Consider the following 26,113-nt stretch of genomic DNA (forward strand, 5'->3'; position numbering starts at 1 on the left):
TGCGGTTAACGAAGATGATCCCGCTCAGAACGCGCCGATCATCAACGCGCTGGCGACCATGGCTCTTGGGGAAATAAGGACGAAGACGAGCCATTTGCTCGTCCGTCAGCCAAAATAAATTGCTCATGATTCAGGCTCCTGCACTGCCCTCTGAACCATAGACATCACGTCAAATCAATGGGTCCTGAACCTAGAAGACGGGTTTTTCGAAATTCGCGCTCCGGCAAGCTGCTGTGAGCGTATTTGCCATAAGCATTGCAATAGTCATTGGACCCACGCCACCGGGAACCGGAGTGATTGATCCTGCGACTTTTGCAGCTTCATCAAAATCGACATCACCAACAAGTTTTGTTTTGCCTTCACCCTTTTCAGGCGCAGCAATCCGGTTAATGCCAACATCAATAACCGTTGCGCCTGGCTTTACCCAATCAGCCTTGATCATCTGCGGACGTCCGACCGCCGCAACCAAAATATCGGCATTTTTTGCAATAGAAGGCAGATCTTTTGTCCGGCTATGGGCGATAGTTACTGTGGCATTTGCGGCAAGCAAAAGATTAAACATTGGCTTGCCCACAATATTGGAACGTCCGATAACGACTGCGTTCAATCCTGATAGATCGCGACCATGAACGCGCTCAATCATGATCATGGCGCCGGCAGGGGTGCAGGGCACAAAAGCATTTTCGACCTCGCCAGTCCCAAGCTTGCCCACATTGATAAAATGGAAACCGTCTACATCTTTTTCAGGCGAAATTGCCTGAATGACCCGACCGGAATCCACATGTTTCGGCAGAGGAAGTTGCACCAAAATTCCATGAATTGCCGGATCCTGATTGAGCTGTTCAATCAATGCCAGCAATTCCTCTTCCGACGCGCTTTCGGGCAAATCATGCTGAACAGAATGAAAACCGCATTCTTTCGCTTTCCGGCTTTTTGATGCCACATATACCTGACTGGCTGGATCTTCCCCCACGATAACAACTGCAATACCCGGTACGATACCGGTGGCTGCTACCAGCTTTTGGGTCTGGGTTTTCACCGAGGTGACAACATCTTCGGCAAGTAATTTACCATCGATCAATTGGGCCATTGGGAGTGCTCCATTACCAGTGATGTGCCTTTAGATAAATGAGGGTGTTCGCTACCCCCATGCCCATAAGCATCATAACCGGTTCTGACAATCGCGAATTCTGCTGATAATGAACTTTAAGTCAATTTGAGCGGAATGTTGATCAAGTTAACGTAGCAAAATGCCTCAGAGTGTAAGCCAACTCGAAAATAAGTGCTCCTGATATGAAAAAGGCGTGAAATCGAGGATTCTCAATGATCATAGCGATCAGACTCAGAAGTAAGAAAAAACCCACTCGTAATGAATATTCGGGGCCGAGCTGGTCAAAATATGTACGTCCTTTGATCATCGTGTCGACGACATCGACACAATAGATGAAAAACAAAAGCCCGAAAAACCATCTGCGACGAGACATGAAATAATCTCGATATCCGGTATAACCATCGAGCTTCTCAGGAAACAAAATGGTACAGAGCAGGAAGTGAAGCCCTGCGTAAAAAACAATGAAAAGATAAATTTCAAAACCCCAGATTGGGACCAGTCGGAGATTGAATTCAAACCACCAAAAATGGATGACCATCAGCAAAATCAGCATAACCCAACCAAGATGGACGGGATAAAGCAATTGTTTTTCGGGATGCTGAATGAAGCGGGCTACCCCTGTTAATAGGCGGGAAATACAAAGACCTAATATGATGGCGATGATAATACGGACGTGTACAAAAGCTTCGGCGGGGGGAGAGTCGTAGGCGAGTTCGAGCTCCATTTATGTCCTCCTGCGGCAGACCAATATGCTGGTGGTCAGGGCCAGCTCGAAAAGCAATCAATTTATTTTGTTTTAAAAAAGGTGAGAGAACAATAAAAAGGCTCACAATCAATGGCGATTACTCAATAAGGAAAAAAAGACAGCGGTTGCATATACTCAGCACTACGCGCTAAACCCAATCACGCGTCTCACAATGATGGAAGAATCAGATGGAAAACACGGTCATTCTGGTAGGTTGCGGGAATATGGGCTTTGCTATGCTCAAAGGCTGGCTTCAGAGCGGTATTTTACAGCCCGAGAATGTCCATGTGGTCGAGCCAGATGAAGTGTTGCTGCAACGCGCTGCAAGTGCCGGCGGCAACGCTTATGCCAGCGTACAATCACTCGCACCTGATCTTAAAGCGCGTATGATAGCGCTTGCCGTAAAACCGCAGGTGATGAGCGAGGTTTTACCCGATTATAAACGCTTTGCGCCGGATGCGACTTTTGTAAGCATGGCAGCGGGGATTCCCGTAGCCGCTTTTGAAAATCAATTAGGAAAAGATGCAGCCATTATCCGCTGCATGCCCAATACGCCAGCAGCGATTGGCAAAGGCATGTTAGTGACCTATAAAAACGCCAATGTTACGGCAGATAATGAAGCTTTTATCAAACGCCTTTTAAAAACATCGGGCAAAGTTACCAGCATTGACGATGAAGCGCTCATGGATGCGGTCACAGCCGTTTCTGGCTCGGGTCCTGCCTATGTATTCCATTTCATCGAAGCGTTGACAGATGCAGGCGTTGCGGTTGGCCTACCACAGGAAACAGCTTCGCTTTTAGCCAAGCAAACCGTGATGGGTGCGGGCGCTCTTGCGGCTGCAAGCGGTGAAAGCCCCACAACTTTGCGTCATCAGGTTACCAGCCCTAACGGCACAACCGCCGCGGCACTGGATGTGCTAATGAGCGACAATCGTCTTAAAATTCTTGTCGAAGAAGCGGTTGAAGCTGCGCGCAATAGATCGATTGAATTGGGAAAAGCTTGAGCGGCCAAGCTAGCTAGAAACCTTGACCTCTGCCCTCGGACGAAATCGCGGCGCAGCTTCAATTAGAGCTTTGGTGATCAAAGCCTGTGGCGAAGCAATAAGTTGGCGCGTTGGCTGACACTCGGCAATCTTACCGCTTTGCATCACCGCAATATGATGGGCAAGCTGGCTCGCCACCGCCAGATCATGGGTGATGAAAAGATAGGCCGTGTTGTCACGATTTTGCACCATCTGCAGCAGATTAAGAATTCCAGCGCGCACAGTCACATCTAGCGCGGATACGGCTTCATCAAAAACGATCAGTGATGGTCGAGTTGCTAAGGCCCGGGCGATCGCTATGCGCTGACGCTGCCCTCCGGAAATCTCATGCGCGCGGCGGAAAGCGAGCGATGAATCAAGCCCCACCTCTTCGAGAAGTTGCCCAATATCGCGTTTGATCCCATGAATACGAAGTGGCTCTTGCAGCAATTCTTGCACCCGGCTGCGCGCATTGAAAGCTGATAGCGGGTCCTGAAACACCATCTGCATTCTGGCGCGACGTTGCCGTAAGGCTGCGCCTTTCAATGACAGCCAATTCTGACCTTCAAACCTGATCTCGCCCGATTGGACCGGTTGAAGGCGTAACAATGCTCTCGCAAGGCTCGACTTTCCACTGCCCGACGGGCCGACAAGCGCCAGGGTTTTTCCGGGAAATATAGTAAGATTGACCCGGTCAAGCACCAGAGCCCCGCCATAGGAAAGCGTGATATTATGCGCATTTAGCAGCGGCTCAGTCATGCGACGCTTCCAATTGTGGTACGGCATCAATCAATGCACGTGTGTAAGCATTTTGCGGGTTTTCCAACACATCTGCACTACGACCCGCTTCAACCAACCTGCCCTGCCGCAGCACAGCAACGCGATCTGCCAGACCTGATGCCAACGCAATGTCATGGGTGATGAACATCATTGCCAGTCCATCCTCACGCTGAAGCTTTTGGAGAAGACTAATTATTTCCCGCTGAACAATCGTATCAAGCGCGCTGGTTGGTTCGTCGGCAATCAACAGGCGCGGCGTTGCGGCTATCGCCAGCGCTATTGCGACGCGCTGTTTTTGTCCGCCTGAAAACTGATGCGGATAGCGGAAGAAACTTTCACTCGGTGCAGGAATATGAACGCGTTCAAGCAGTATAATTGCTTGCTCTTTCGCCTTGGCTCTATCAATCTTTTTGTGCGCTCGGATGACCTCCACCAGCTGCGATCCGATAGTGATCACCGGATCAAGGCTCGACGAAGGGTCTTGAAAGATAAAGCCTATATCGCGACCGGGCGTTGCGGATTGGGCTTTAAATTCTGGCCAGAGGATTTCCCCGCCTATGCGGGCATTAACAGGTAACAGGCTAGCCATCCCCAGAGCTAAGGTGCTTTTTCCGGACCCGCTTTCACCGATAACAGCGAGAGTTTCTCCGCAATTAATATCAAGATTGATTTGATCAAGTGCGGGGATGTCCGAATAATAAACCGTAAAATTCCGAATTTGTGTAAGCATCCTCATAATCCCACCTCACGCGAATGCTGCGCAGTGGTGAGCGCTTCTCCGATCAGATAAGTCCCCACGACGGTGAGCGCCAGCGCTAATCCAGGTAAGACCGACAACCATGGTGCAGAGCGCAAAACCATTCGCCCTTCGGCAATCATTCCACCCCAGGTCACCCGGTTGGGATCGCCTAATCCTAAAAATGATAGTGCCGCCTCGATCAAAATTGCCGAGGCAACGATGATTGGAGCAAGTGCGAGGACGGGAGGAATTGCATTGGGAAAAATCTGGCGAAAAGCAATTTCAAGAGGATGCATGCCAATCACGCGTGCGGAAGCCACATAATCGCGTTCACGTATGGAAAGCACCTGCCCGCGGGTCAATCGCGCCGCCTGCGTCCAGCTTGAAAGCGCAATTGCCGCAATTAAAACTGGCATTGACGGCCCGGCAATGCTGATCAGCGCAAGAGCAAGCAAAAATCCCGGAACTGTTTGAAAAGCTTCGGTTATACGCATCAAAGTTTCATCGACCGCGCCGCCCGCAAACCCTGCTAATGTACCGATAATGCTGCCTGCGATCAGCGCCGCTGCTGCTGCCACGAGCCCCACCAATAACGAAGTGCGCGCGCCGTAAAATATCCCTGCAATGACATTCCGGCCCAAGCGATCCGTGCCAAAAAGCAAGCCCGGCTGCTCAAATGGCTCGATCAATGGAGTAGAAACAATCCGCAGTGGATCACCGGGAAACAAGATCGGTGCAAAGAGTGCGGCCAGCACGAGCAGTCCTAAAATGAGCGCGCCCGCAATCCCCTCGCCTGTTTTAAAAAATCTCTTAACTCCGCTCATGTTTTGCTTCCCACTAAAATGCGCGGATCTAGCCAGAAATATATTAAATCAACCAGAAAATTGACCAAAATCACCATAATCGCGCTGGTCAGGATCACGCCGAGCAAAAGCGGTGTGTCGCGGGCTGCCACAGCCTCTTGAGCCAACCGCCCAAGACCTGGAATGGCAAAAACACTTTCAATCACAACGCTGCCACCAAGCATTGCAGCCGCTTGCAGGCCAAGCATGGTAATGAGTGGAAGCAGCGCATTTCTCGCCACATGGCCTAACACAATGCGAGGACGGGAAATGCCGCGCGCACGCAGCGCACGCACAAAATCCATTTGCCAGATTTCGGCCATGGATGCGCGCATGACCCGCAAATAAAGCGCCAGATAGACCAGCGACAAGGAAGTCACCGGCAAGATCAGATGGGTGATTATATCGGCCACCCGCTCAAGCCCTTGGCTATCTGATGCAATAGTTTCGATACCGCTTGAGGGAAGCCAGCGCAGCTTAATCGAGAAAAAAATCACGAGCACCAGCGCGAGAAAAAAGCTGGGAATAGCATAAAGGATCAGCGAGCTTACCGATAAAAAGCGATCGCGAAAGCTACCTGGTCGTGACCCTGCGACGATGCCGAGAACAGAACCGACGCTAAAGGAAACCGCTGTCGCCATTCCCATCAGCATGAGCGTTTTGGGCAAGCGTTCAAGAACTACATCGAGAATAGGGCGCGAAAAACTAACCGACCAGCCAAGATTGCCTTGGGCAAGTGCGGCAAGATAGGCCCAAAGCCTATGCCAGATTGATTGATCCAATCCCCAACGGGCACGCATCTGAGCCATAGCAGTCGCATCGCCGCCAAATGTTATAGCATAGGCGTCAACAGCGTCACCGGGTGCCGTTTCCAGCACTAGAAAACAGCCCACGACAACAATCAGCAGCACAAATAAGCTGCTGATCATTCGTTTTCGTAAAAGGGTTAGAATCTGCGCCACGCTGGACGGTACTGCTGATAAGCATCTTAATTCAAGCGCGATTTAATTTTCACGCGAGATCCAAGTATCAGCCCAGTTTGAAACCGCCCAACGAGGATTATTAGCTATATTCTTCACCCGCTCATTGGCAACCGTGACAAAACCCCATTCGGCAACATTGATCAGCGGAAGATCTTCCGCCACTTTCTGCTGAAATTGGTGATAAAGTGCGGTGCGCTCTTGCTCATCAATTGTGTGGGCGGCCTTTTTAATCAGCGCATCCATATCGGCATTGGCATAGCCGCCTTGATTGGAGAATGGCACTCCTGCGGCAATGCCGCTTTCTACTAAAATAGTGGTCGAAATAGCCGGATCCCCACGATATACGGTGGGAGCAATGGCGAGATCAAACTCATGGTCGGTATAGACCGCTTTTTGATGCGCGGCAGCGTCATTATTCACAAGGCGAGCATCAATGCCAATCGCCGCCAGCGCCTGCCGCAAATAATCGCCAAACTGCTTGGTTTCATTGAAATAAGGCGCGGGCAAAAGTTTTAACGAAAAGCGGATGCCGTCACTGCCTCGCTCATATCCAGCCTCATCAAGCAGCGCATTGGCCGCCTCAATATCAAATGGGTAAGTTGAAACATCCGCGGTATAAAACTGGCTATCATAGCTGGGCACAATCCCGGTAGAGCGCTTCGCATGCCCAAGGAAAATCGTGTTGATTACAAAATCTTGGTCAATTGCATGGGCAATAGCCTGCCGCACTTTTAGATCAGCCAGTTCCTTGCGGCGATGGTTGATTTCCACCACTAGCTGATATGTTAAGGCTTCATACCCCTGCGTGATTACCGTTAACCCCGGGACTTCGGAAATACGTTTAAGATCAGCAAGGGGAACCGCTGAGAAGGCAGCTAGATCAATCTCTTCTGTCTCTAATGCTCCGGCCGCAGCAGCGCGATCCGGTAGGACGCGGTAGATAATTTCATCAAGATAGGGCTCATCTTCCGCCCAATAATCATCATTTTTCACCAAGCGATAATATTGGCCGTTTTTATGTTCTGCATATTTAAATGGCCCGGTGCCGATAAGCTTTTCATTGGCCGGATTGGACATGATATCCGTGCCTGCAAATATATGTTTGGGCAAAACCGCAGTGAGAGCCGGCAGCCCATTACGAATAAGCTGGAACGGAGTTGGTTCGGAAAAATGAAAAATAGCCGTGTGATCGTCTGGCGTTTCAACCCTTTCCAATGCGTTGAAAACAACACGCCCAAGATTTTGTAATGGCTTCCAAACTTCCATCGCGGAAAAAGCCACATCTTGCGAAGTGAACGGCGTGCCATCATGCCATGTGACCTCTTCCCGCAAGCGGAATGTGGCAGATAGACCGTCACTTGATCCTTCCCAAGCGACAGCTAAACGCGGCGCAAGCCCGTTCTCACCGTCATATGACGCTTCTGCTAGCGGCTCGATAACTTTGCTGGCAACGAAAAAAACGCCATTTGAAGCGACGATTGCAGGATTGAGGTTAGGCGGCTCAGAATCGGCCGCGACCACAAGTCGGCCGCCTTTCACCCGCGCATTTTCCGTATAGGCCCGGCGCGGCAGCAGCGATATGGCCCCAAGCGCCGTGGTTCCAGATAAAAACGCTCTGCGTGAAATTATAATGCCGGGCATATCCTACCTCCGGAAGCTAAAACTGTAACCGCTTCTACACCGCTCGGGCTAAAAATGCAGCCATATTAAGCCAGCGATTTTCATGGATGAAGAAATAAATTTTCTGCTTGCCAAACTAGGGGTCTTGCATGGATCATGGTTAATTATGTGCTACCGCTCCCAGGTAGCGAGCATAATCGACGAAGACCTGAGACTATGGGAAGAGAGGAAACAGAAATGACGAGTTTGCTGCCCCCACTCCACGACGGTCATGCGCCGATCTATCTTCATCAAGCATTTCAAGACGCCGTTAATGCTTATGAGGACTGGAATTTAGACGTGGACGAGCCGGTCGTGGAGATTAATGGCAAGACCACACGTATTGGCGTGATCTTCCGTCGTTTGTGGAATTGTACTGACCTTGTACCCCACCATACGCTGGAAGCATTAAAGGACAATGTTCCATCCAATATGGTTCATGCAGAACACTGGTCGGAAAACGCCACTTTTGCCGAGGCTGCCCGTATTATGCGCAGCGTGCTTGAATGGCGCAAAACGAGACGTCTGCCAGTTGTTTGCTAAAACTTTTGAAAACCGTTCGGGCGGATAAATCCGCCCGTTCCCTTAAATATTCAGCGATCAAAGCTTTCGAAAACGCACCCGCGCGCTGCGTTCAATTGCCGCTACAGTCAGCTCATCCAGCGCCCATCGATCACGCATCATCTGCAGAAATTCAAGCTCTTCCTGCTCGACATGAAGATCAGCCGCAGCAACCTCAACCGCCAAAGCATAGGCCGTATCGAACAAAGGTTCCGGCAGCGCAGCATGGGCGAGATCAAGAATTTTATCCAATCCATCTTCGTCCGCTAATAATGCATAGCAATCGCTCGCAAGCTTAGGAAGGCGCGCCCGGTCAAACCCGCGAAATACCGGCAAACGCGATACAACATTACCGATTGAAGCCAGTTCGGCATCGGTCATGGTGGTATCAGCCGCCGATATTGTCACCATGATGTAGACGAGAGCGTCCTGCGGCGAAATTTCTTTCATCAACGGCTCCTGCATGGGGCATAGAATCAGACCTGCCCGATCAATCTTATATTCACACAGACAAAATTAGGGGGCCAGATAGGCTTGCGCAAGTGATTTTGAGCAGCATTTGCGACGCAAAGATTGACGTCAGCGCCACGGCGCGCCATAGAGCATGAGTGCATCTGAGATGCTAATCTATCGGAATAACCCCTTCATAGGATATTGATACCATGACTTCGCACCGTCTTCCCGAAATTACGCTGACCCCGGAACTGACCGCGGCGGCTGCGGAAGCGAAAGCGTGGCCCTTTGAAGAGGCACGAAAAATACTCAAACGCTATGCCAAAACGGGCCTGCCCGATACGGTCATCTTTGAGACCGGCTATGGTCCCTCCGGCCTTCCGCATATTGGCACATTTGGCGAAGTGGCCCGCACCACGATGGTGCGCCAAGCCTTCCGCGTGTTGACTGAAGACAAGGTCAAAACCCGCCTGATCTGTTTTTCTGACGATCTCGACGGAATGCGTAAAATTCCGGACAATGTGCCTGACAGAGCGTCGCTCGAGCCATATTTGCACATGCCTTTATCAGCGGTGCCAAATCCGTTTGGCGGCGAGCACAAAAGCTTTGCAGATCATAATAATGCAATGCTTTGCCGGTTCCTCGACACGTTTGGCTTTGACTACGAATTCGCCAGCGCTACGGAATATTATAAATCGGGCAAATTCGACGCCGTTCTGCTGCGCGCTGCCGAACGATATGACGACATTATGAAGGTAATGCTCCCGACCTTGGGCGAAGAGCGGCAAGCGACATATAGTCCTTTCCTGCCGATTTCTCCTAAAACCGGTCGCGTGCTTTACGTGCCGATGAAGAATGTCGATGCCAAGGCTGGCACGATCACTTTTGATGATGAAGACGGTGAAGAAACCACTCTCCCCGTCACCGGTGGGCATGTAAAGCTGCAATGGAAGCCAGATTTCGGGATGCGTTGGGCTGCGCTGAATGTCGATTTTGAGATGTTCGGAAAAGACCACCAGACCAATGCCGGCATTTATGACCGGATCTGCGAAATTCTTGGTGGCCGAGCGCCTGAACATTTCGTCTATGAGCTGTTTCTCGACCAGCTTGGACAGAAAATTTCTAAATCCAAGGGCAATGGAATCTCCATCGATGAATGGCTGGCCTATGCTCCGACGGAAAGCTTGGCTCTTTATAATTTCCAGAAGCCCAAAACCGCAAAGAAGCTCTATTTCGATGTGATTCCAAAGGCGGTGGACGAGTATTTCTCCTATCTCTCCGCTTATGCGCGTCAGGGCTGGAAAGAGCGACTTAATAACCCGGTTTGGCATATTCATTATGGCAATCCGCCATCGGTGAATCTGCCGGTCCCGTTTGCGCTGCTGCTTAATCTGGTTAGCGCGTCCAATGCAGAAAACCCAGCCGTGCTGTGGGGTTTTATCTCACGCCACGCGCCAGGGGTTACGCCTGAAAATAATCCGGAGCTTGATGCGCTGGTCGGCTATGCAATCCGTTATTTCAACGATTTTGTGAAACCAACCAAGAAATTCCGTGCGCCCGACGATATTGAACGTCAAGCGCTCGAAGCATTGGATACGAAACTGGGCACACTTCCCGCACAAGCCGATGGAAGCGAAATTCAAAACGCTATTTTGGATGTTGCTCGTTCTATTGAGCGCTATCAGGATCATAATAAAAAGAGCCCAGAAGGCGGGCCCGGCGTGTCGGTGGCTTTCTTCCAGATGCTCTATGAAGTCCTGATCGGCCAAGAGCGCGGACCGCGTTTTGGCTCATTTGTGGCGCTATATGGCATTAACGAAACTCGTGCACTGATAAAGCAAGCGCTTGATGGCAAACTCGCCTGATAGCTATTAGGTCAGGTCATTAAACCTGCCTAACCAAAATTCCAGCGCGTCATGTGAAAACCTCACACGGCGCGCTTTTCTTTTCTCCGGACAATGAGAGTGATGGCAACGAGCGTTGCCGTTGTGTTACGTGCGTTCGTCTAATGGAGCGGGCGGAAACTCACCTTCAAGATGCGGCAAAGGCTGTTGATCCAAAGCAGGACTTGAATCTAATTGATCTGGTTGCCCTTCTAGCCCCGATTGTGACTGCAAATCGGCATTAAATTCCGGCACAATAGTTTGCGGTTTTTCGCCATAAATGCCGCGCTTTTCTTTGGAAGCTTTTTGTCCGGCTTCCTCGTAAGGACCGCCAGGGATTGGCCTTGCCCAACCCATTTCTACCAGCCACAGCGCGGGATCTTGATTAGCAACCGTGCATTGAGTGGTCACCCTATCAATCGCATCATCGTCAGGGACCCGGCACATGATCGCACGCGCACGCAACCATTGCCGAAATGCTGTTCGGGCATGCATGCCACAAGGCCAAGTTTCACCCATACTAGACTGACAGGTTTCATCAATTGAAAGCGGGTCTATGCCTTCTAGCATAATGGTCCGGCCATGGCTTTCCAGCTTACCCGCCGCAATGGCAACCGGACGCGGTATCAATCGAACCGGATCATCGCTATTTGAAGTTTGAGTTGAGGCTGCCTCAGCCGGATCAGAAGAGCTTTTAGAACCTTCCTCATCAGAAATTAGCGCTCCCTCCTGCTCCGTGTCTTTTTTCTCCGTGTCATTTTCCACCCCTTCAGCCGCATTGGGTGCTGTGGGGGTTTGTGATGAAGTATCCAATTCCGGTTCCGTATAATCAAACTGCTCAACCGCAATATTATTTTGCGACGCTATATTCTCAGCGGCGTTTGCTCCATCTGCGTCGGGTAAGGTGGTCGTTTCGACCATTGGCCCGCCTCGCTCCAGTCCGCCATAAAATGGTGCTACAAAAACGCCGACCAGCGCTGCACCAACTATGATGGCAAGGCCTCTAAAAAGCGCAACAGAGTGGTTTTTTCTTACCTTATTCATTACTGGCTTGCCCAGAGAATACGGGCAATCCATTCCACCTCGTGGGTTTCAAAGGAGCGGTTGGGATGTTCCTGATTGAACGAATGAAGCTCAATTGTGCGCGGCGTATGCCGATGCAGAATTTTTGCCATGACTTCTCCCTCCTTGGTTCGCACAACCACACGATCACCACGGCGCACAGCCGCATTCGGGGCGACGATCAGAGTATCGCCGTCACGGTAAAGTGGCATCATACTTTCGCCAGAAACTTCCAACGCAAATACGCCCTCGCCCACCCGCGCCGGAAATTCCACAATGTCCCATCCTTGGCCTGCGGGAAAACCAGCGTCATTAAAATAACCGCCAGCCCCCGCCTCCGCCATTCCCAAAAGAGGGATCGGCCGGGCTTCTTGGGTGTAATCACCAAACATTTGCGAAGAATTATCCTCGCCCTTGATCAGTCCGGTAAACTCTTCAATAGTCGCACCGGTGGCTTCCATCACCTTGGCCAGTGACTCGGTTGAAGGCCAACGCGCGCGCCCATCAGCGGCATAACGCTTGGACTTATTAAACGTCGTAGGGTCAAGCCCTGCGAGCCGCGCAAGGCCAGATGCTGTCAAGGAATTGCGTTCGGCCAGGGCATCGATCGCTGCCCAGACAGTATCGTGAGAAAACATCACCATAATCCCTCAAAGAGGATTTTAACCCTATATTCGGGGCCATATTCCGACGTAACTTAACGATAAATGCCATTTTGCGCAAGATGTGCGTTCTGACAGGGAAAATTTTCTTATCAATAAGAAGTTACGACCATCCTTTTTCGATGAAAATCACGCTGCTTCTTGTCTTGAGGGATCAAAACGCTGATAGAAGCTCTCGCCTTTTTCGGCCATATCCAGAAGCAATTTTGGCGGCTGGAACTGAGACCCGAACTTTTGCTCCAATCTATTGGCAAGCTGGACAAATTTCTTTGTGCCCATTCCATCAATGTAAGAAAGAGTTCCGCCGGTATAGGGCGCAAAACCAAAAGCCAGGATCGACCCAACGTCAGCCTCGCGCGGATCGGTCACAACGCCTTCTTCCATCACCCGCGCCGCTTCAAGCGATATCACCGCAAGGAAGCGTTGCTTGAGCTCATTGACGTCAATCGTCTCGGGATCTTGCTGCGGATATAGGTTTTTTAGGCCCGGCCAAAGATGTTTTTTCGCGGGCTTTGCCGGATAATCGTAAAAGCCTTTGCCGTTCTTGCGGCCCCGGCGATCAAACTCATCAACAAGCTTATTGACCAAGGCCAAATGGCGCGGATCGATCGCGTTAGGGCCTAAATCTGCAAGTGTCGCTTTAAGAATTTTTTGTGCCAGATCAATGGCGGTCTCGTCAGTTAGCGCCAGTGGCCCGACCGGCATGCCAGCCATGCGGGCTGCATTTTCTATCATTGCAGCCGGCACACCTTCAATAAGCATATTGAACGCTTCGCCCATATATCGCAACACGCAGCGATTAACGTAAAAGCCCCGCGTATCATTGACCACAATCGGCGTTTTCTTAATCGCCCTTACATAATCAAGCGCAACGGCCAGCGCCTTTCTGCTGGTCTTTTCGCCAAGAATGACTTCAACCAACCTCATTTTATCGACCGGCGAGAAAAAATGAATTCCGATAAAGTTTTCCGGTCTCATGGAGATTTCAGCAAGGCTGGTGATCGGTAATGTCGAGGTATTGGACGCGAAAATAGCTGCTTGACCCAGATGTTTTTCTGCCGCTTCTGTGGCCTGGCGCTTTATATTTCGCTCTTCAAATACGGCTTCAATAACCAGATCTGCCCCGTCTAAGGCAGCATAATCGTCAGTCGCGACGATCAGGGAAAGAAGCTGTTCTTTGTCCGATTCCGTTGCGCGACCTTTCTGCATTTCCTTCATGATCAGATCGGCAATGCGGGCTTTGCCCTTATCAGCTGATGGCTGATCGCGATCGATCAACACGACCGGGATTCCGGCTTTGGCCGTGACATAGGCAATGCCTGCCCCCATGAAACCAGCGCCGATAATGCCGACTTTTTTGAGCGAAGTCGGCTCTTCGTCTGCGGGGCGGCGAGCACCTTTGTTAAGCTCTTGCAAAGACACAAAAAGCGACCGGATCATCATCCCCGCTTCGGTGGTTTGCAGAATTTGCGTGAAATATCGCTGCTCGATCTTTAGGCCCATATCAAACGGCACCAGCAATCCTTCGTAAACGGATTTGAGGATTGCCAAAGCAGCCGGATAATTTCCTGATGTTTCCCGCCGCAAAATAGCAGTCGCCGCCGGCCATAGATTGGCACCGGCTGCGGAATAAATCGCGCCACCAGGAAGCTTAAAACCTTTCTCATCCCAAGGCTGCACCGGTTTTAAACCATTTTTTATGAGCGCCTTGGCAGCTTCAACCAGCGTCTTTGCAGGTGCAATCTCGGTGATCAGCCCCATGGCTTTGGCACGAGACGCGGTGAGACTAGACCCCGACGTCATCATCTGAAGTGCGTCCTGCTGATTGGTAAGACGCGGCACGCGCTGCGTTCCGCCAGCACCGGGGAAAAGCCCGACTTTGATCTCCGGCAGGGCCATTTTTACGTCCGGAGCATCGGAAACCACGCGAGCATGACAAGCCAGCGCCATTTCGAATGCGCCGCCCATGCAAATGCCGTTAATCGCAGCAACCCATGGTTTGCCGCAGGTCTCTAGTTTTCGAAACAGTCTGCTCATCTGGCCAGCCTGATCAAAGAGCGACTGGACAGCATTTTGCGGATCACTCACCTTTTGCTTCTGAAAAGTTTGCAGAATTTGTTGCAGCATGGTGAGATCAGCACCACCGGAAAAACTTTCTTTACCTGAGGTGATGACTACGCCTTGAATATCCTCCTCCGCCACAACAGCATCGATAATGGCATCGAGCTCTTGCATCACTTCCATGGTGAAAACATTCATCGATCTATCGGGCATGTCCCAGATAATGAGTGCAATGCCATCGGCGTCGGTTTGAACTTTGAAATTCTTGTAAGCCATTGATGAGCCTCCCTTACACACGCTCGATGATCGTCGCGGTTCCCATGCCGGCACCGATGCAAAGTGTCACCAAAGCAATATTGAGATCGCGACGCTCCAGCTCATCCAGAACCGTACCAAGGATCATGGCGCCAGTCGCGCCAAGGGGATGGCCCATAGCTATTGCACCACCATTGACGTTAATCTTGTCATGCGGAATATCGAAAAACTGGCAATAGCGCAGAACCACCGCGGCAAAGGCTTCGTTGAGTTCAAAGAGGTCGAAATCCGAGATTTTCATCTTAGCTTGATGAAGAAGCTTTTCCGTCACATCGACAGGCCCGGTCAGCATCAGCGCAGGCTCAGACCCAATATTAGCAAATGCACGAATACGCGCGCGAGGTTTGAGGCCGAAAGCCTGTCCAGCCTGTTTCGATCCGAGCAACACCCCGGCTGCACCGTCCACAATGCCCGAAGAATTTCCCGCATGGTGAACATGATTGATGGTCTCAATTTCTGGATGGGCTTGAATGGCAACAGCATTAAAACCGCCCATCTCGCCGGGCATAATAAAGGATGGATTGAGCTGTCCAAGCGCCTGCATATCCGTTCCGGGACGCATATGCTCATCTTTGGCAAGGATTGTCAGACCATTCTGATCTTTGACCGGAATGACCGACTTTTCAAAATAACCTTTTTCCCAAGCATTTGCTGCCCGTTTTTGGCTTTCGACCGCGTAGGCGTCGACATCGTCTCGCGAAAATCCATATTTCGTCGCAATCAAATCTGCGGATACGCCTTGCGGCATGAAATAGCCCGGAAAGCCAACCGACGGGTCCATATACCACGCACCGCCGGACATCCCCATGCCGACACGCGACATGCTTTCGACACCGCCCGCAATGACAAGATCATCCGCGCCGAAAGAGATTTTCGCGGCCGCTAGATTAACCGCGTCCAGACCCGAGGCACAAAAGCGCGAGATTTGCATACCCGGCGCCTTGAAATCATAACCCGCTTCAAATGCTGCCGAACGTGGGATCACCGCTCCGGCTTCACCAACCGGATCAACACAACCAAAAATAATGTCATCAATCTTGGCCGTATCAATCCCATTACGATCCCGCAAAGCCTCCAGAACCTTGGCCCCAAGGCGCACGGCTGGAACTTCGTGCAAGCTGCCATCTTTTTTACCACGACCGCGCGGGGTGCGAACGTGATCGTAAATATAAGCGTCTGTCATCTGCTTTCCTTCTCGCTTGCACGTTCGGCGGGCTGGTCGCTTGAGCAGCCCATTTAGTCAAAATGCGGTGGCATCAAGCGCCATCATCGAATCCGCTCCGGATTGAATGCGTGCCAAATGGGCTGAACTTTCCGGCATGATGCGTTCAAAATAATAACGCGCCACAACCAGTTTTGCCTCAAGGAATTCCGTGTCGGCGCTTCCAGCTTTCAGCCCAGCCTGCGCGGCCTTCGCCATACGCCCCCACATCAAGCCCAACGCCACAAGACCGAAAAGATGCATATAATCATAGGATGCAGCGCCAGCATGATCAGGTTTAGCTATCGCATTTTCCATCAGCCACATGGTTGCGACTTGAAGATCGTTCAGTCCTTTTTTCAAATGTTTTGTATAGAAAGTGAGAGCTTCATTTGCGCGATTTTCTTCACAAAACTCGCCAACTTCATTAAAGAATGCCGTCACCGCACGACCACCATTGAGGGCCAATTTGCGCCCCACCAGATCTAGCGCCTGAATGCCATTGGCACCTTCATAAATCATAGCAATACGGGCATCGCGCACATATTGGCTCATGCCATGCTCTTCAATATAACCATGGCCACCAAAGACCTGTTGGGCCATTACGGCATGTTCGAACCCTTTGTCGGTCAGCACGCCTTTGAGCACAGGTGTGAGCAAACCAACCAGATCACTGGCAGCCTCGCTTTCCGCTCTGTCAGCTGAGCGGTGGGCAATATCGACATGAAGCGCCACCCAAAGTAAAAGCGCACGACCAGCCTCGGTATAAGCTCGGATATTCATCAAATTGCGGCGAATATCCGGGTGCACAATGATGGGATCAGCCGGTTTTTCTGGTTCTTTTGCACCGGAAAGCGCACGGCCCTGCAGTCGCTGCTGCGCATAAATAGCTGCGTTTTGATAGGCGGTTTCCGCCAGAGATAATCCCTGTAGCGCAACGCCCAACCGCGCCTCATTCATCATGGTAAACATAGCGCGAAGGCCCTTATGCTTTTCACCAAGCAAATAACCGGTCGCTCCGTCATAATTCATAACGCAGGTCGCACTGCCATGGATGCCCATTTTCTCTTCAATAGAACCGCAAAATACCGCATTGCGCTTGGAAGCCTCGCCCTGCTCGTCCAAGAGAAATTTGGGCACGATAAAAAGCGAGATCCCCTTTACCCCCTCCGGCGCTCCGTCAGCCCGGGCCAGCACCAGATGAATAATATTTTCCGCCAGATCGTGCTCACCTGCCGAAATGAAAATCTTCTGTCCTGAAAGCTTATAGCTGCCATCGGGCTGAGGCGTTGCACTGGTGCGCAAAAGCCCCAGATCGGTGCCACAATGCGGCTCGGTCAGGTTCATCGTACCCGACCAAAGACCTTCGATCATTTTGGGAAGATAGGTTTCTTTCTGCTCATCGCTGCCATGGGCCAACAATGCAGTAATCGCACCTTGAGTTAGCCCCGGATAAAGCATCAGCGCCATATTGGCGGATGACATATATTCCGCAACCGCAGTATGAAGCAGATAAGGCAAACCTTGCCCGCCATATTGCTCAGGCGCTGCAAGGCCCAGCCAGCCACCTTGGCAATAAAGATCATAAGCCGCCTTGAAACCCTGCGGAGTTTTTACCGTCCCATCCGCATTACGAATACAGCCTTCGCGATCTCCACTATGATTGATCGGCAATAAAGTAGTTTCCGCAAGCTTGCCACCTTCGGCCAAAATAGCTTGGACCACATCCGCCGAAGCATCAGAAAATCCCGGCAGATTATTGTAGCGCTGAAAATCGAGAACGTTGTTGAGGATGAAAAATGTGCTTTCCACGGGAGCGCGATAGCTCGGCATTCATTCCTCCAATCTGCCCGTCAAAGCGGGCCTCCAGTGCAGTTAGAATAGTATAGGCTGCGATCTGAGCACGTCGAAGATTATCCGCTTCGAAGCACCCATCCTCCGGTTTGCTTACCCAGCTATTCAACTCAACTAAGGCTACTCTATTCTAACCTTTCCGTAAACGTCAATGTAAACCTTGCGGTGTTTTTAAGTTGGATCCTTTGGCGAGACTTTACATAAAACTACGCTAAATTCTGCAACGCATACATCCAACAAGCAGGAAGAGCGATGAAACAACAGTTTTCCGGCGGGTGCCTTTGCGGCGCACTTCGCTTTTCAGCCACTGTAAGGCCGATCCGAGTGGGAATTTGCCATTGTTTGGATTGCCGCAAGTTGCATGGTTCGCCGTTTCATGCATCGGCAATTTTTCCCAAAAACGCAGTAACGATCGATGGCGAGAGCCATACCTATGCGGGCCGAAGCTTTTGTCCTAAATGCGGTTCAAGAGTTTATGCACAAACTGCGGACGAGGTCGAACTTAGCCTTGGCTCATTTGATGAACCCAATCAGTTTACTCCATCCTATGAATTGTGGACGATACGGCGAGAAACATGGCTTCCGCCCTTTCCGTTCAAAAATGCATATGAGCGCGACCGCGATGAGATGACCCCATTTGAAAACTAAGTGCGGCCTGACAACCCATCTGCGTGGCGGCTGTTACAATCCTTATTACGGTTAAGCCAAGACCGTCAGAAAAGTTAAAAATGAAGCACCGTACGGCATAATTAACTGATTTTAACCAGTTGTTTACCACGTTTGTAAGATGATTGGTTAAGCAAATTACCTCTGCGCTTCGCAAATTTGCTTTTGGCAGTTTTACCGATGGAAAAGTGACTACATATGGCAAATTCCCATCCCGCATCTCATGCGCATTCGATCATCAATGAGCTTAACGCCCTGCGGGAACGCCGGTCGAAGGTTTCTGCCATGGAAGAGTTACAGACCACATTGGCAGAGCTAGAGGAACGCCTATCAGGTCTGGATTTACTTCAAGAAAACGACAATATCGCGCCTGCTGCAAAGCCGCAATCTGCGCAGCGTTGGTCTGTGCCTGAAACGCCGCGTTTTGACGTTGCGATGGAAGAACCCACGCAGCCCCCCTTTTCTTCGTCGCAAACCGCAAGCGTGCTGGAAAACGCTTCGCTGCGGCAGATCGATAGTCGCTTAGACGAAATCAGTCGGGCACTGGTTGCCGCTACCCGCCATAATGGCCAGCAAGATGCGGAAAGGTTAGACCGTATCGAACAACGGCTTCAAGCTCTCACTGGGCAGCTTGATCAAAGTTTGGCAGAACAGAATTCAGGTATTTTATTGCGCCGTTTGGGAGAAATAGCCCAGCGTGTTGATGTTCTTGATCAAAGCTCGAAGCTGCCGCAGGATGCTTTTGAGCCGCTTGCCAAGCAAATCAACCTGCTGGCAAACCATTTGGGCCGATTGATTGATAATCCGCGTCATTCCGACTTCTCAGCCATTGAACGCCGAGTGGATTTTATCAGCGAAAAACTGGTCGCGATGGAAAGAACGACGGCGGCAAATCGTTCGGCTGTGATTGCACAAATGGATGCTCGTTTTGCCGAGCTTGCAGATCGTCTCGACGCCCGCAGTGACTATCATCTTGACCGCAACACAATTCAAAATCTTGAGCGGCAACTTGCGACGATTGCGCAGCATCTCGCTCAGCCATCGCCTGAATTTATTGAACTAAAACCGCGCATTGAAACCATTGAGCGCAGGATCGAGAATAGCCGGGAAACGGTACTTGAAGCAGCTCGCGAAGCAACAGAAAATGCGATAGAGCGGTTGCTTGAGCATGAAAAACTAAATGACAGCGCCATCGCGCAGCAATTCTCTGCCGATTTGAAATCGCTCGAAGCCTTAGCGCGGTCTGCCGAAGAGCGGAATGATAAATCTTTTCAAGCTGTTCATGAAATATTGGTGAAGATCGTCGATCGCCTTGCCGATCTCGAACAGCATATCAATAGTAAACCCCAAACTGCTCCCAAAGCTGGTCTTAAAGCGGGGCCTGCTGCTCGCAACGCGTCGCAATCTTCGAAAAATTTCTCGCTTAATTCCTTGTCAATCGCTCCGGCACGGACTGTTAGTCACGACAATCCGGCAGACCGTCGCCACGATGGTCCGGCATTGGGCGAAAAGCTGGGTGTACTCAAAGCAAAGTCGGTTGTGCTTCCGCAAGAGGAAGCGCCAATCGCGCCCGAACATGCCGACACGGAAACCGCGCTGGATCTTAACGCCATCATGCGCCGGGTTCGCGAAGAGCGCAAAGAAAAACACGCAGCCGGAGATAATGCGGTTAAAGCAGATTTTATTTCTGCCGCACGTCGCGCAGCCCAGGAGGCGGCAAACGAGACCAAACAGCTTGAGCAGGAGCTAGAAATTGAGCTTGAAAGCCAGTCCGGTCCCATTGAAAGCTTCTTAAATCGCCGACGCAAACCGATCCTCATGGGGATTGGAGCGATCATGCTGGCTGTGACGGGAATGCAATTTGCGCCGGATATTTTGAAATCATATGCGGTGGACGAAACCACGTCACAACATGCACAAATCCCTGAGATCGACCCATCGATCACCGGATCTGTCGAACCGCAAACGGAAGCCAATTTGCCCGCGCAAGCATCAATAGAAGCGCAGGATTTACCGCAGGAACCCGCTCAAACCATCGAAGAAGTGATTGCCGTAACTCCAGAAACAACGCCCACGGATGCCATCAATACCGCTCAGCCCAACATTGAGCAGTCCGTTGTTGAGCAGCCAGTTGAATTGGAAGAAATTCCGCAAGATATTGGCCCGCAAGCTCTTCGAGACGCGGCAGCAAACGGCGATGTCAATGCATTTTTTGAAATTGGCAATCGTTATATGGAAGGGCATGGCACTGCCGTAGATTTTGCGAAAGCCGCACATTGGTTCCAAAAGGCAGCAGAGCAAAATTTTGCTCCCGCGCAATATCGTCTGGGCAGCTTCAATGAAAAAGGTCTTGGAATGCCCCGAGACCTTAACAAGGCAATGCACTTATATGAATTGGCAGCCAAGCAAGGCAATGCAAGCGCTATGCATAATCTGGCAGTGCTTTATGCATCCGGTGCAAATGGCACGCCGGACAATGCCGCCGCTGTTGAATGGTTCCTTGAAGCAGCGGAACTCGACGTGCGCGATAGCCAATATAATCTCGGCATTCTTGCCGCCCAAGGCTTGGGCATGCCTGCTGATTTGGAAGAAAGCTATAAATGGTTCTCGCTTGCTGCCAATTCTGGCGACAAGGATTCCGCCGATAAGCGCGATCAGATTGCAGCAGTCCTGACCCCAGCGCAGCTTGCTAAAGCCAAAGGTGCGGTTGAACTGTGGAAGGCCAAACCACTGAACGAAGCTGCGAATATTCCCAATATTCCTGAAAGCTGGTTAGAACAATCCCCTGTAACGACTGCGGCTGTCGACACCAAGAAAGCAGTCCGCAATATTCAGCTTATATTGCAAAAAAATGGCTATGATGTCGGAACCGCTGACGGGTTGATGGGAACACGCACACGCAATGCAATTATGGACGTTCAAAAAGCGCACGGTCTGGAGCCAACTGGCGAAATCGATCGTAAGCTAGCGGATCTTCTGCTCTCTATGAACAGCTAAAGAAGCAACTGGCTTTTTCTCTTTGGTAGTCAGCGATTGATTGCAAGAAAGTTACAGCTTAGGACCAAGGTAACTCTATTATCAATCAGGGTTTGACAACCCGGTTGTGAAAGCGCAAGACCTAAGGACGGTGCTTGTGGCGAGGCGCAACCGCAAGCAACTGCGTGTCATGCGTTGTACAACCGGGTTCGGACTTGGGTATTTATCTTCCCATTGCGGAATTATCGGTCAACATGCTGGTTATACTTGGCATGGGTGCTGCCGTTGGGTTCCTTTCTGGGCTATTTGGCGTCGGCGGTGGCTTTCTCATAACGCCACTCCTGATATTTTATAATATTCCTCCTGCAATCGCGGTCGCGACCGGTGCAAACCAGGTTATCGCCTCTTCTGTGTCCGGAGCACTCGCCCATTTCAAACGCCGAACTCTCGACATTAAGCTGGGGCTATTTTTAGTTGCTGGCGGCATGGTCGGGTCGCTGCTGGGAATTTACGTATTTTCTTGGTTGCGCGATCTAGGCCAGCTCGATCTGATTGTATCCGTTCTTTATGTTTTCTTTCTGGGTACTGTCGGCGGGTTAATGTTGATTGAAAGCATACGTTCGTTGCGCCGGTCCAAGAAAGGACAGGCACCGGCTGCGCGTCGATCCGGTCAACATACTTGGATCCATCGACTGCCTTTCAAAATGCGTTTTCGCACCTCAACCATTTATGTCAGCATCGTGCCTGTGCTCGCCATTGGCTTTTTTATTGGGCTCTTATCATCGGTGATGGGCGTGGGCGGCGGCTTCATCATGGTCCCCGCATTGATTTATCTGCTGCATGTGCCCACAAATGTGGTCGTGGGAACATCGCTATTTCAGATAACTTTTGTAACAGCCTTCACCACCATATTACAGGCAACGACGAACCAATCCGTTGACATTGTATTGGCATTTCTGCTGATGCTCGGCGGTGTTATCGGCGCACAATATGGCGCAAGAGCCGGGCTGAAATTGCGCGGCGAACAATTGCGGCTTTTGCTTGCTTTGATGGTGTTGGCGGTTGGTTTGCGGCTCGCTTTTGGCCTGTTTGTCCGCCCGCACGACCTGTTTACAATCTCAATTGCGGGCACATAATATGAGATGGCTGGCGCTCATATCAGCCATGATGCTGAGCTTTTCTATCGGGTCGGCAGCTTCGCAAACGAATGCGAGCGGTGAAGGCAACGACCTGCCCCAACTGCGCAATCCAGCGGAAGAAACCATTGAGATTGGCCTCTCGACTGAGACCATTGCCATAGCATCCAATTTTGGCGGCACTCGGCTAACTATTTTTGGCGCTCTCGACAATGCCGATCCGCTGATCCAGCGCCAGGGACGTTACGACATTATAGTTGTACTGCAAGGCCCGGCGCGTGATCTGGTTGTCCGCAAAAAAGAGCGTTATCTGGGTGTTTGGATCAATGCCATTTCTGAAACTTTTTTAAGCGTGCCCCTTGCTTATTCGCTGGCTTCGACCCGCAACCTACAGGATATTGCCGATGAAAAAACCTTTCGCCAACTCTCGGTAGGCGTGCAGAATTTTTATCTAACGCCGGAGGAACCCGCTGACACTTCTGGAAATATTCCGATATTTGCCGAACAATTACGCGAAATGAAAATACGTGAGGGTCTTTATACGCAAAATATCGGTGCGGTCGAATTTATTTCGCGCACTTTGTTTCGGGCCTCGCTGAACCTCTCCACGAACACGCCCGTGGGCCGGTATCGCGTGCGCGCTTTATTGTTTCGCAATGGAGTTTTTTTGCGCGAAGCCAATGCCAGCCTTGAAATTGTCAAAGCGGGCCTGGAACAAAGCATTTATGATGCCGCCCATAAACACAGCCTACTTTACGGCCTTTTCGCGGTGTTTTTAGCCATTATAACCGGATGGATTGGTCGTTTCCTTTTTCGTAGAGATTAAACCTCACGAAACCTCACTCTGCTACGGCGGCCACGCGAATGGCGTAAATATCCACTGGTTTACCATTACCGCTCAAATCCGAATGGATAGTAATAATGCCGGAACCGGTGGGTTTTTGGCCCGATGGCATGTCAATATCAAACAGAAAATCGCTGACAGAATCGTTAACATCGTAACGTCTGCGGCCACAATCACCCAAAGATCCAAAATCACAGCTCACAGATATTTGGGTTGTCGCTTCACTGCTTGCGACAATATCAAAAGTCGCCTTTTTACCCGCCAATTGGTCTAGCAGGCCCACCCCGACTTCAAAGGTAACTGTGTCGTTATTGCCGAAGGATTCCACCCGAACAAAGCTTTGATCTCCCTCGCGCATGATCCGGGCCTGTGCGCGGCCATTTACGCCCATTCGGGTAGCATCTTGAGGCGTATAAATATCAATCCAGTTGCGGCCTTCTGGATCTTCCCCTTCTCGCAAGGGCGACATGATGCTATTGGCATGCAAGGGCGATGTGGAAGCGTTTCGATTAAAATTCGCAAAACTATTGAACAGCGAATATCCAATTATAACCAGCACCAACAAAATAAGCAGCGGAAGTCCCAGCCGCACTATGAGCGGTGAGCGCTTTGCCGTTCCGTTACGTGGCAAAACACCTCTATCATATTCAGAATTACGCGCGCGCCGACGTCCCTTAGTGGACGAACCCTGATCTGAATGATCCGAAGCGACCCGTGACGAGGCCGTGACGCCTCCTAATATGGGATCGATTGACGGCGTTTGTGGCGCTTGTGGCTGAGGCTGCGGCGTCATCTTATATTCTCGCTCAATCCGCGAGATTGTATCTTTTACTTTTTCACGACGCTTTTGCTTCTGTTCTTCGCTCAAACTAGTATTTGCCGCCAAGGCGCGCTCATGCGCACCCCAAGCGGCTTCATATATCCGTTGACGGGTCGCCGGATTATGCGCTTCCGTTTTTGCGAATGCGCCCCTGATTGCGCGATCGATACTTTCCAAAAGGCTTCTTCCCTTTTTGCCTATTTAGAAATGCTGGGCCAGATCGTTTTCTGACAGCATTAAATAAGCCTCAACGAATTTATTGTCTGAATCAAGCTATTATCCGCTCAACCCCTGCTTTGGCTAGCTATTACCTTTGCCATCTTGGCTTTAAATGTCTTTTTGATCTCCGTAATCCTTCAGGGATCGCGTCGATCACTCGCTCATGTCAAGAAACCGATGACGGCCTGCCGTCACTCTACCGGTTAAGTTAGGCTTTTACCTCCCTCTGGCAACACGATTTGCGAGGAAGAACGCGGTCAAAGAGATTATCCGCGTGGCAGAACCGATAGAAGTCTGACATAGCAATATGTAAGCGACGGCAGCATAGCTTACGGCCAGAGCAACTCGGTTGAATTAATTTTCTTGCCGATTGCCGGTTATAAGATGGTCACTTTACCTTTTTTGACCTTGCTTTCGTCTGCGGATTTAGCTATCAGCGCAGCGTCTGGTGACATACTGGATAATTTGAGATCTATTCACGCATCTCAGGGCCGCTTTAGCTCAGTTGGTAGAGCACATCATTCGTAATGATGGGGTCGTAGGTTCGAGTCCTATAAGCGGCACCATAGCTCAACAAGATAACGGATAGCTTAAACGCTGCCAGCGTAAAATCTGTTATCGGTAAGTTTCAGGTAATGGCGGTTTCGGTTTACTATCCCCAATCCTTAGCTTTGGCCAAAGGTTGAAAGCAACACGATGTCGGGATTGGAAATGTCCAGTATTCTGGTTTAATACAATGTTATGATCTACAGTCGGGGGGGCTCAATGATCGATGAAGATTTGATCCAATTTTCCATAACTGATCTTAATCGCCGAGCGGAAGCAATCGGAGCAATCCGAGCTATCATCTGCCCGGAGGTAAAGTCATATACATACTCATTTTCACAAATAAAGGCTGGCGTAGCCACTCAGGTGCTACGGCAAAATTTTGGACTGGTAGGTAAAATACCAGCAATTTATCGGATATCAGTGGATGCCAAAAATGCACCCCTTATCAGAAAAGCATTTGAAGAGACGCGCTCCGATAAAAACCGTGGTTACAATCTCCCACGCCTCAATGAGATAGCTGACATCACTCCAACTATTTATATCGGCAGTTCAAATGATGTAATAACTAGACTACGCCAGCATTTATACAGGGTCTCAAGTACTTATGCTCTCAACATGAGCCACTGGATAGGTAAGTTGGACGATGGGTCCGTGACTGTTGAAGTGCAACTCTTCGACACCGACATAATGAACTGCCCCCCATTTCGACCGGACAGGTCGGCATAAGCAGAAAGGCTCAAGCACAGGCTTGAGGACAGGCTTATGTCTAACGAGTATCGACACGTTGAATTGCTGACGGGTGATGTTCGCCGCAGGCGGTGGACAACCGAGCAAAAGCTGACGATCATTGAGCAGAGTTTTGAACCAGGCGAGACGGTATCGTCTACCGCTCGCCGCCATGGCGTTGCGCCCAATCTGCTTTACCGGTGGCGCAGGCTCTTGAGTGAGGGAGGTGCTGCAGCCGTGGATT

23 protein-coding genes, 1 tRNA gene and 1 pseudogene are annotated in these 26,113 nt (G+C 50.7%); 10 read left to right on the forward strand and 15 right to left on the reverse strand.

The features are described from left to right. The 3 genes and pseudogenes from C7374_RS15080 to C7374_RS15090 all read right to left on the reverse strand — a co-directional run. Positions 1-127: pseudogene (locus C7374_RS15080) on the reverse strand (IS5/IS1182 family transposase); the annotation flags it as partial. A 63-nt stretch (positions 128-190) separates the two neighbouring features. Then, positions 191-1,090: a bifunctional methylenetetrahydrofolate dehydrogenase/methenyltetrahydrofolate cyclohydrolase FolD gene (gene folD / locus C7374_RS15085; RefSeq protein WP_111576433.1), complete on the reverse strand. Its 900-nt coding sequence runs from the start codon at positions 1,088-1,090 to the stop codon at positions 191-193. 142 nt (positions 1,091-1,232) lie between these two features. After that, positions 1,233-1,835: a hypothetical protein gene (locus tag C7374_RS15090; protein ID WP_111576434.1), complete on the reverse strand. Its 603-nt coding sequence runs from the start codon at positions 1,833-1,835 to the stop codon at positions 1,233-1,235. A 209-nt stretch (positions 1,836-2,044) separates the two neighbouring features. On the opposite strand from C7374_RS15090, the gene proC reads away from it, so the two are divergent. Beyond that, positions 2,045-2,860, forward strand: a complete 816-nt coding sequence (proC, locus tag C7374_RS15095; RefSeq protein ID WP_111576435.1) for a pyrroline-5-carboxylate reductase — start codon at positions 2,045-2,047, stop codon at positions 2,858-2,860. A gap of 9 nt (positions 2,861-2,869) precedes the next feature. On the opposite strand, the gene C7374_RS15100 is transcribed toward proC, so the two are convergent. The 5 genes from C7374_RS15100 to C7374_RS15120 are packed head-to-tail and all read right to left on the reverse strand — an operon-like array spanning position 2,870 to position 7,863. Beyond that, positions 2,870-3,637, reverse strand: a complete 768-nt coding sequence (locus C7374_RS15100) for an ABC transporter ATP-binding protein (protein WP_111576436.1) — start codon at positions 3,635-3,637, stop codon at positions 2,870-2,872. Beyond that, positions 3,630-4,394: an ABC transporter ATP-binding protein gene (locus C7374_RS15105; protein ID WP_111576437.1), complete on the reverse strand. Its 765-nt coding sequence runs from the start codon at positions 4,392-4,394 to the stop codon at positions 3,630-3,632. The genes C7374_RS15100 and C7374_RS15105 overlap by 8 nt, the downstream gene beginning before the upstream one ends. Beyond that, the gene (locus C7374_RS15110; protein ID WP_111576438.1) at positions 4,391-5,221 is read right to left on the reverse strand and encodes an ABC transporter permease; all 831 of its coding nucleotides are present in this window, start codon (positions 5,219-5,221) and stop codon (positions 4,391-4,393) included. Before C7374_RS15110 ends, C7374_RS15105 begins: the two co-directional genes overlap by 4 nt. Continuing rightward, the gene (locus tag C7374_RS15115; protein WP_280970260.1) at positions 5,218-6,201 is read right to left on the reverse strand and encodes an ABC transporter permease; all 984 of its coding nucleotides are present in this window, start codon (positions 6,199-6,201) and stop codon (positions 5,218-5,220) included. The genes C7374_RS15110 and C7374_RS15115 overlap by 4 nt, the downstream gene beginning before the upstream one ends. A gap of 42 nt (positions 6,202-6,243) precedes the next feature. Further along, a complete protein-coding gene (locus C7374_RS15120) occupies positions 6,244-7,863 on the reverse strand; it encodes an ABC transporter substrate-binding protein (protein WP_111576440.1) in 1,620 nt (539 codons plus the stop codon). 216 nt (positions 7,864-8,079) lie between these two features. Here C7374_RS15120 and C7374_RS15125 point away from each other — a divergent pair, with 216 nt between their 5' ends. After that, positions 8,080-8,424, forward strand: a complete 345-nt coding sequence (locus C7374_RS15125) for a BRA0787 family protein (RefSeq protein ID WP_111576441.1) — start codon at positions 8,080-8,082, stop codon at positions 8,422-8,424. A gap of 57 nt (positions 8,425-8,481) precedes the next feature. On the opposite strand, the gene C7374_RS15130 is transcribed toward C7374_RS15125, so the two are convergent. Further along, positions 8,482-8,892, reverse strand: coding sequence for a tellurite resistance TerB family protein (locus C7374_RS15130; protein ID WP_111576442.1), 411 nt, complete (start codon positions 8,890-8,892; stop codon positions 8,482-8,484). Between the two features lie 212 nt (positions 8,893-9,104). Here C7374_RS15130 and C7374_RS15135 point away from each other — a divergent pair, with 212 nt between their 5' ends. Continuing rightward, positions 9,105-10,760, forward strand: a complete 1,656-nt coding sequence (locus C7374_RS15135) for a lysine--tRNA ligase (RefSeq protein WP_111576443.1) — start codon at positions 9,105-9,107, stop codon at positions 10,758-10,760. 126 nt (positions 10,761-10,886) lie between these two features. Here C7374_RS15135 and C7374_RS15140 read toward each other — a convergent pair whose 3' ends face one another. From C7374_RS15140 to C7374_RS15160, 5 genes are all read right to left on the reverse strand, one after another. Then, positions 10,887-11,822, reverse strand: coding sequence for a thermonuclease family protein (locus C7374_RS15140; protein ID WP_210205159.1), 936 nt, complete (start codon positions 11,820-11,822; stop codon positions 10,887-10,889). Then, positions 11,822-12,478: a S24 family peptidase gene (locus C7374_RS15145; RefSeq protein ID WP_111576452.1), complete on the reverse strand. Its 657-nt coding sequence runs from the start codon at positions 12,476-12,478 to the stop codon at positions 11,822-11,824. The genes C7374_RS15140 and C7374_RS15145 overlap by 1 nt, the downstream gene beginning before the upstream one ends. 153 nt (positions 12,479-12,631) lie before the next feature. Next, positions 12,632-14,839 carry a 3-hydroxyacyl-CoA dehydrogenase NAD-binding domain-containing protein gene (locus tag C7374_RS15150; protein ID WP_111576444.1) on the reverse strand — a complete coding sequence of 736 codons (2,208 nt, stop codon included), beginning with the start codon at positions 14,837-14,839 and terminating at the stop codon, positions 12,632-12,634. 13 nt (positions 14,840-14,852) lie between these two features. Further along, positions 14,853-16,061, reverse strand: a complete 1,209-nt coding sequence (locus C7374_RS15155) for an acetyl-CoA C-acetyltransferase (RefSeq protein WP_111576445.1) — start codon at positions 16,059-16,061, stop codon at positions 14,853-14,855. 57 nt (positions 16,062-16,118) lie between these two features. After that, positions 16,119-17,912, reverse strand: coding sequence for an acyl-CoA dehydrogenase C-terminal domain-containing protein (locus tag C7374_RS15160; protein ID WP_111576446.1), 1,794 nt, complete (start codon positions 17,910-17,912; stop codon positions 16,119-16,121). A gap of 273 nt (positions 17,913-18,185) precedes the next feature. Here C7374_RS15160 and C7374_RS15165 point away from each other — a divergent pair, with 273 nt between their 5' ends. The 4 genes from C7374_RS15165 (at position 18,186) to C7374_RS15180 (ending at position 23,537) form a co-directional block, all read left to right on the forward strand. After that, positions 18,186-18,581 (forward strand): GFA family protein, encoded by a 396-nt coding sequence (locus tag C7374_RS15165; protein ID WP_111576447.1) that lies wholly within the window; start codon positions 18,186-18,188, stop codon positions 18,579-18,581. Between the two features lie 303 nt (positions 18,582-18,884). Next, positions 18,885-21,596: an SEL1-like repeat protein gene (locus tag C7374_RS15170; RefSeq protein ID WP_379688734.1), complete on the forward strand. Its 2,712-nt coding sequence runs from the start codon at positions 18,885-18,887 to the stop codon at positions 21,594-21,596. A 194-nt stretch (positions 21,597-21,790) separates the two neighbouring features. Further along, positions 21,791-22,711 carry a sulfite exporter TauE/SafE family protein gene (locus C7374_RS15175; protein ID WP_111576453.1) on the forward strand — a complete coding sequence of 307 codons (921 nt, stop codon included), beginning with the start codon at positions 21,791-21,793 and terminating at the stop codon, positions 22,709-22,711. Between the two features lies 1 nt (position 22,712). Next, positions 22,713-23,537 carry a TIGR02186 family protein gene (locus tag C7374_RS15180; RefSeq protein WP_111576449.1) on the forward strand — a complete coding sequence of 275 codons (825 nt, stop codon included), beginning with the start codon at positions 22,713-22,715 and terminating at the stop codon, positions 23,535-23,537. Positions 23,538-23,550: 13 nt separating this feature from the next. Here the strand turns inward: C7374_RS15180 and C7374_RS15185 are convergent, their stop codons facing one another. Beyond that, positions 23,551-24,552: a hypothetical protein gene (locus C7374_RS15185; RefSeq protein ID WP_111576450.1), complete on the reverse strand. Its 1,002-nt coding sequence runs from the start codon at positions 24,550-24,552 to the stop codon at positions 23,551-23,553. Between the two features lie 532 nt (positions 24,553-25,084). Between C7374_RS15185 and C7374_RS15190 the strand changes: the two genes are divergently transcribed. From C7374_RS15190 to C7374_RS15200, 3 genes are all read left to right on the forward strand, one after another. Beyond that, positions 25,085-25,160, forward strand: a tRNA-Thr gene (locus tag C7374_RS15190). Positions 25,161-25,359: 199 nt separating this feature from the next. After that, positions 25,360-25,869: a GIY-YIG nuclease family protein gene (locus tag C7374_RS15195; RefSeq protein ID WP_146612754.1), complete on the forward strand. Its 510-nt coding sequence runs from the start codon at positions 25,360-25,362 to the stop codon at positions 25,867-25,869. 36 nt (positions 25,870-25,905) lie between these two features. Beyond that, the coding region (locus C7374_RS15200) for a transposase (protein ID WP_146612714.1) at positions 25,906-26,113 on the forward strand (208 nt) is incomplete at its 3' end.

The sequence above is a fragment of the Falsochrobactrum ovis genome (assembly GCF_003259955.1).
Taxonomy (GTDB): Bacteria; Pseudomonadota; Alphaproteobacteria; order Rhizobiales; family Rhizobiaceae; genus Brucella; species Brucella ovis_A.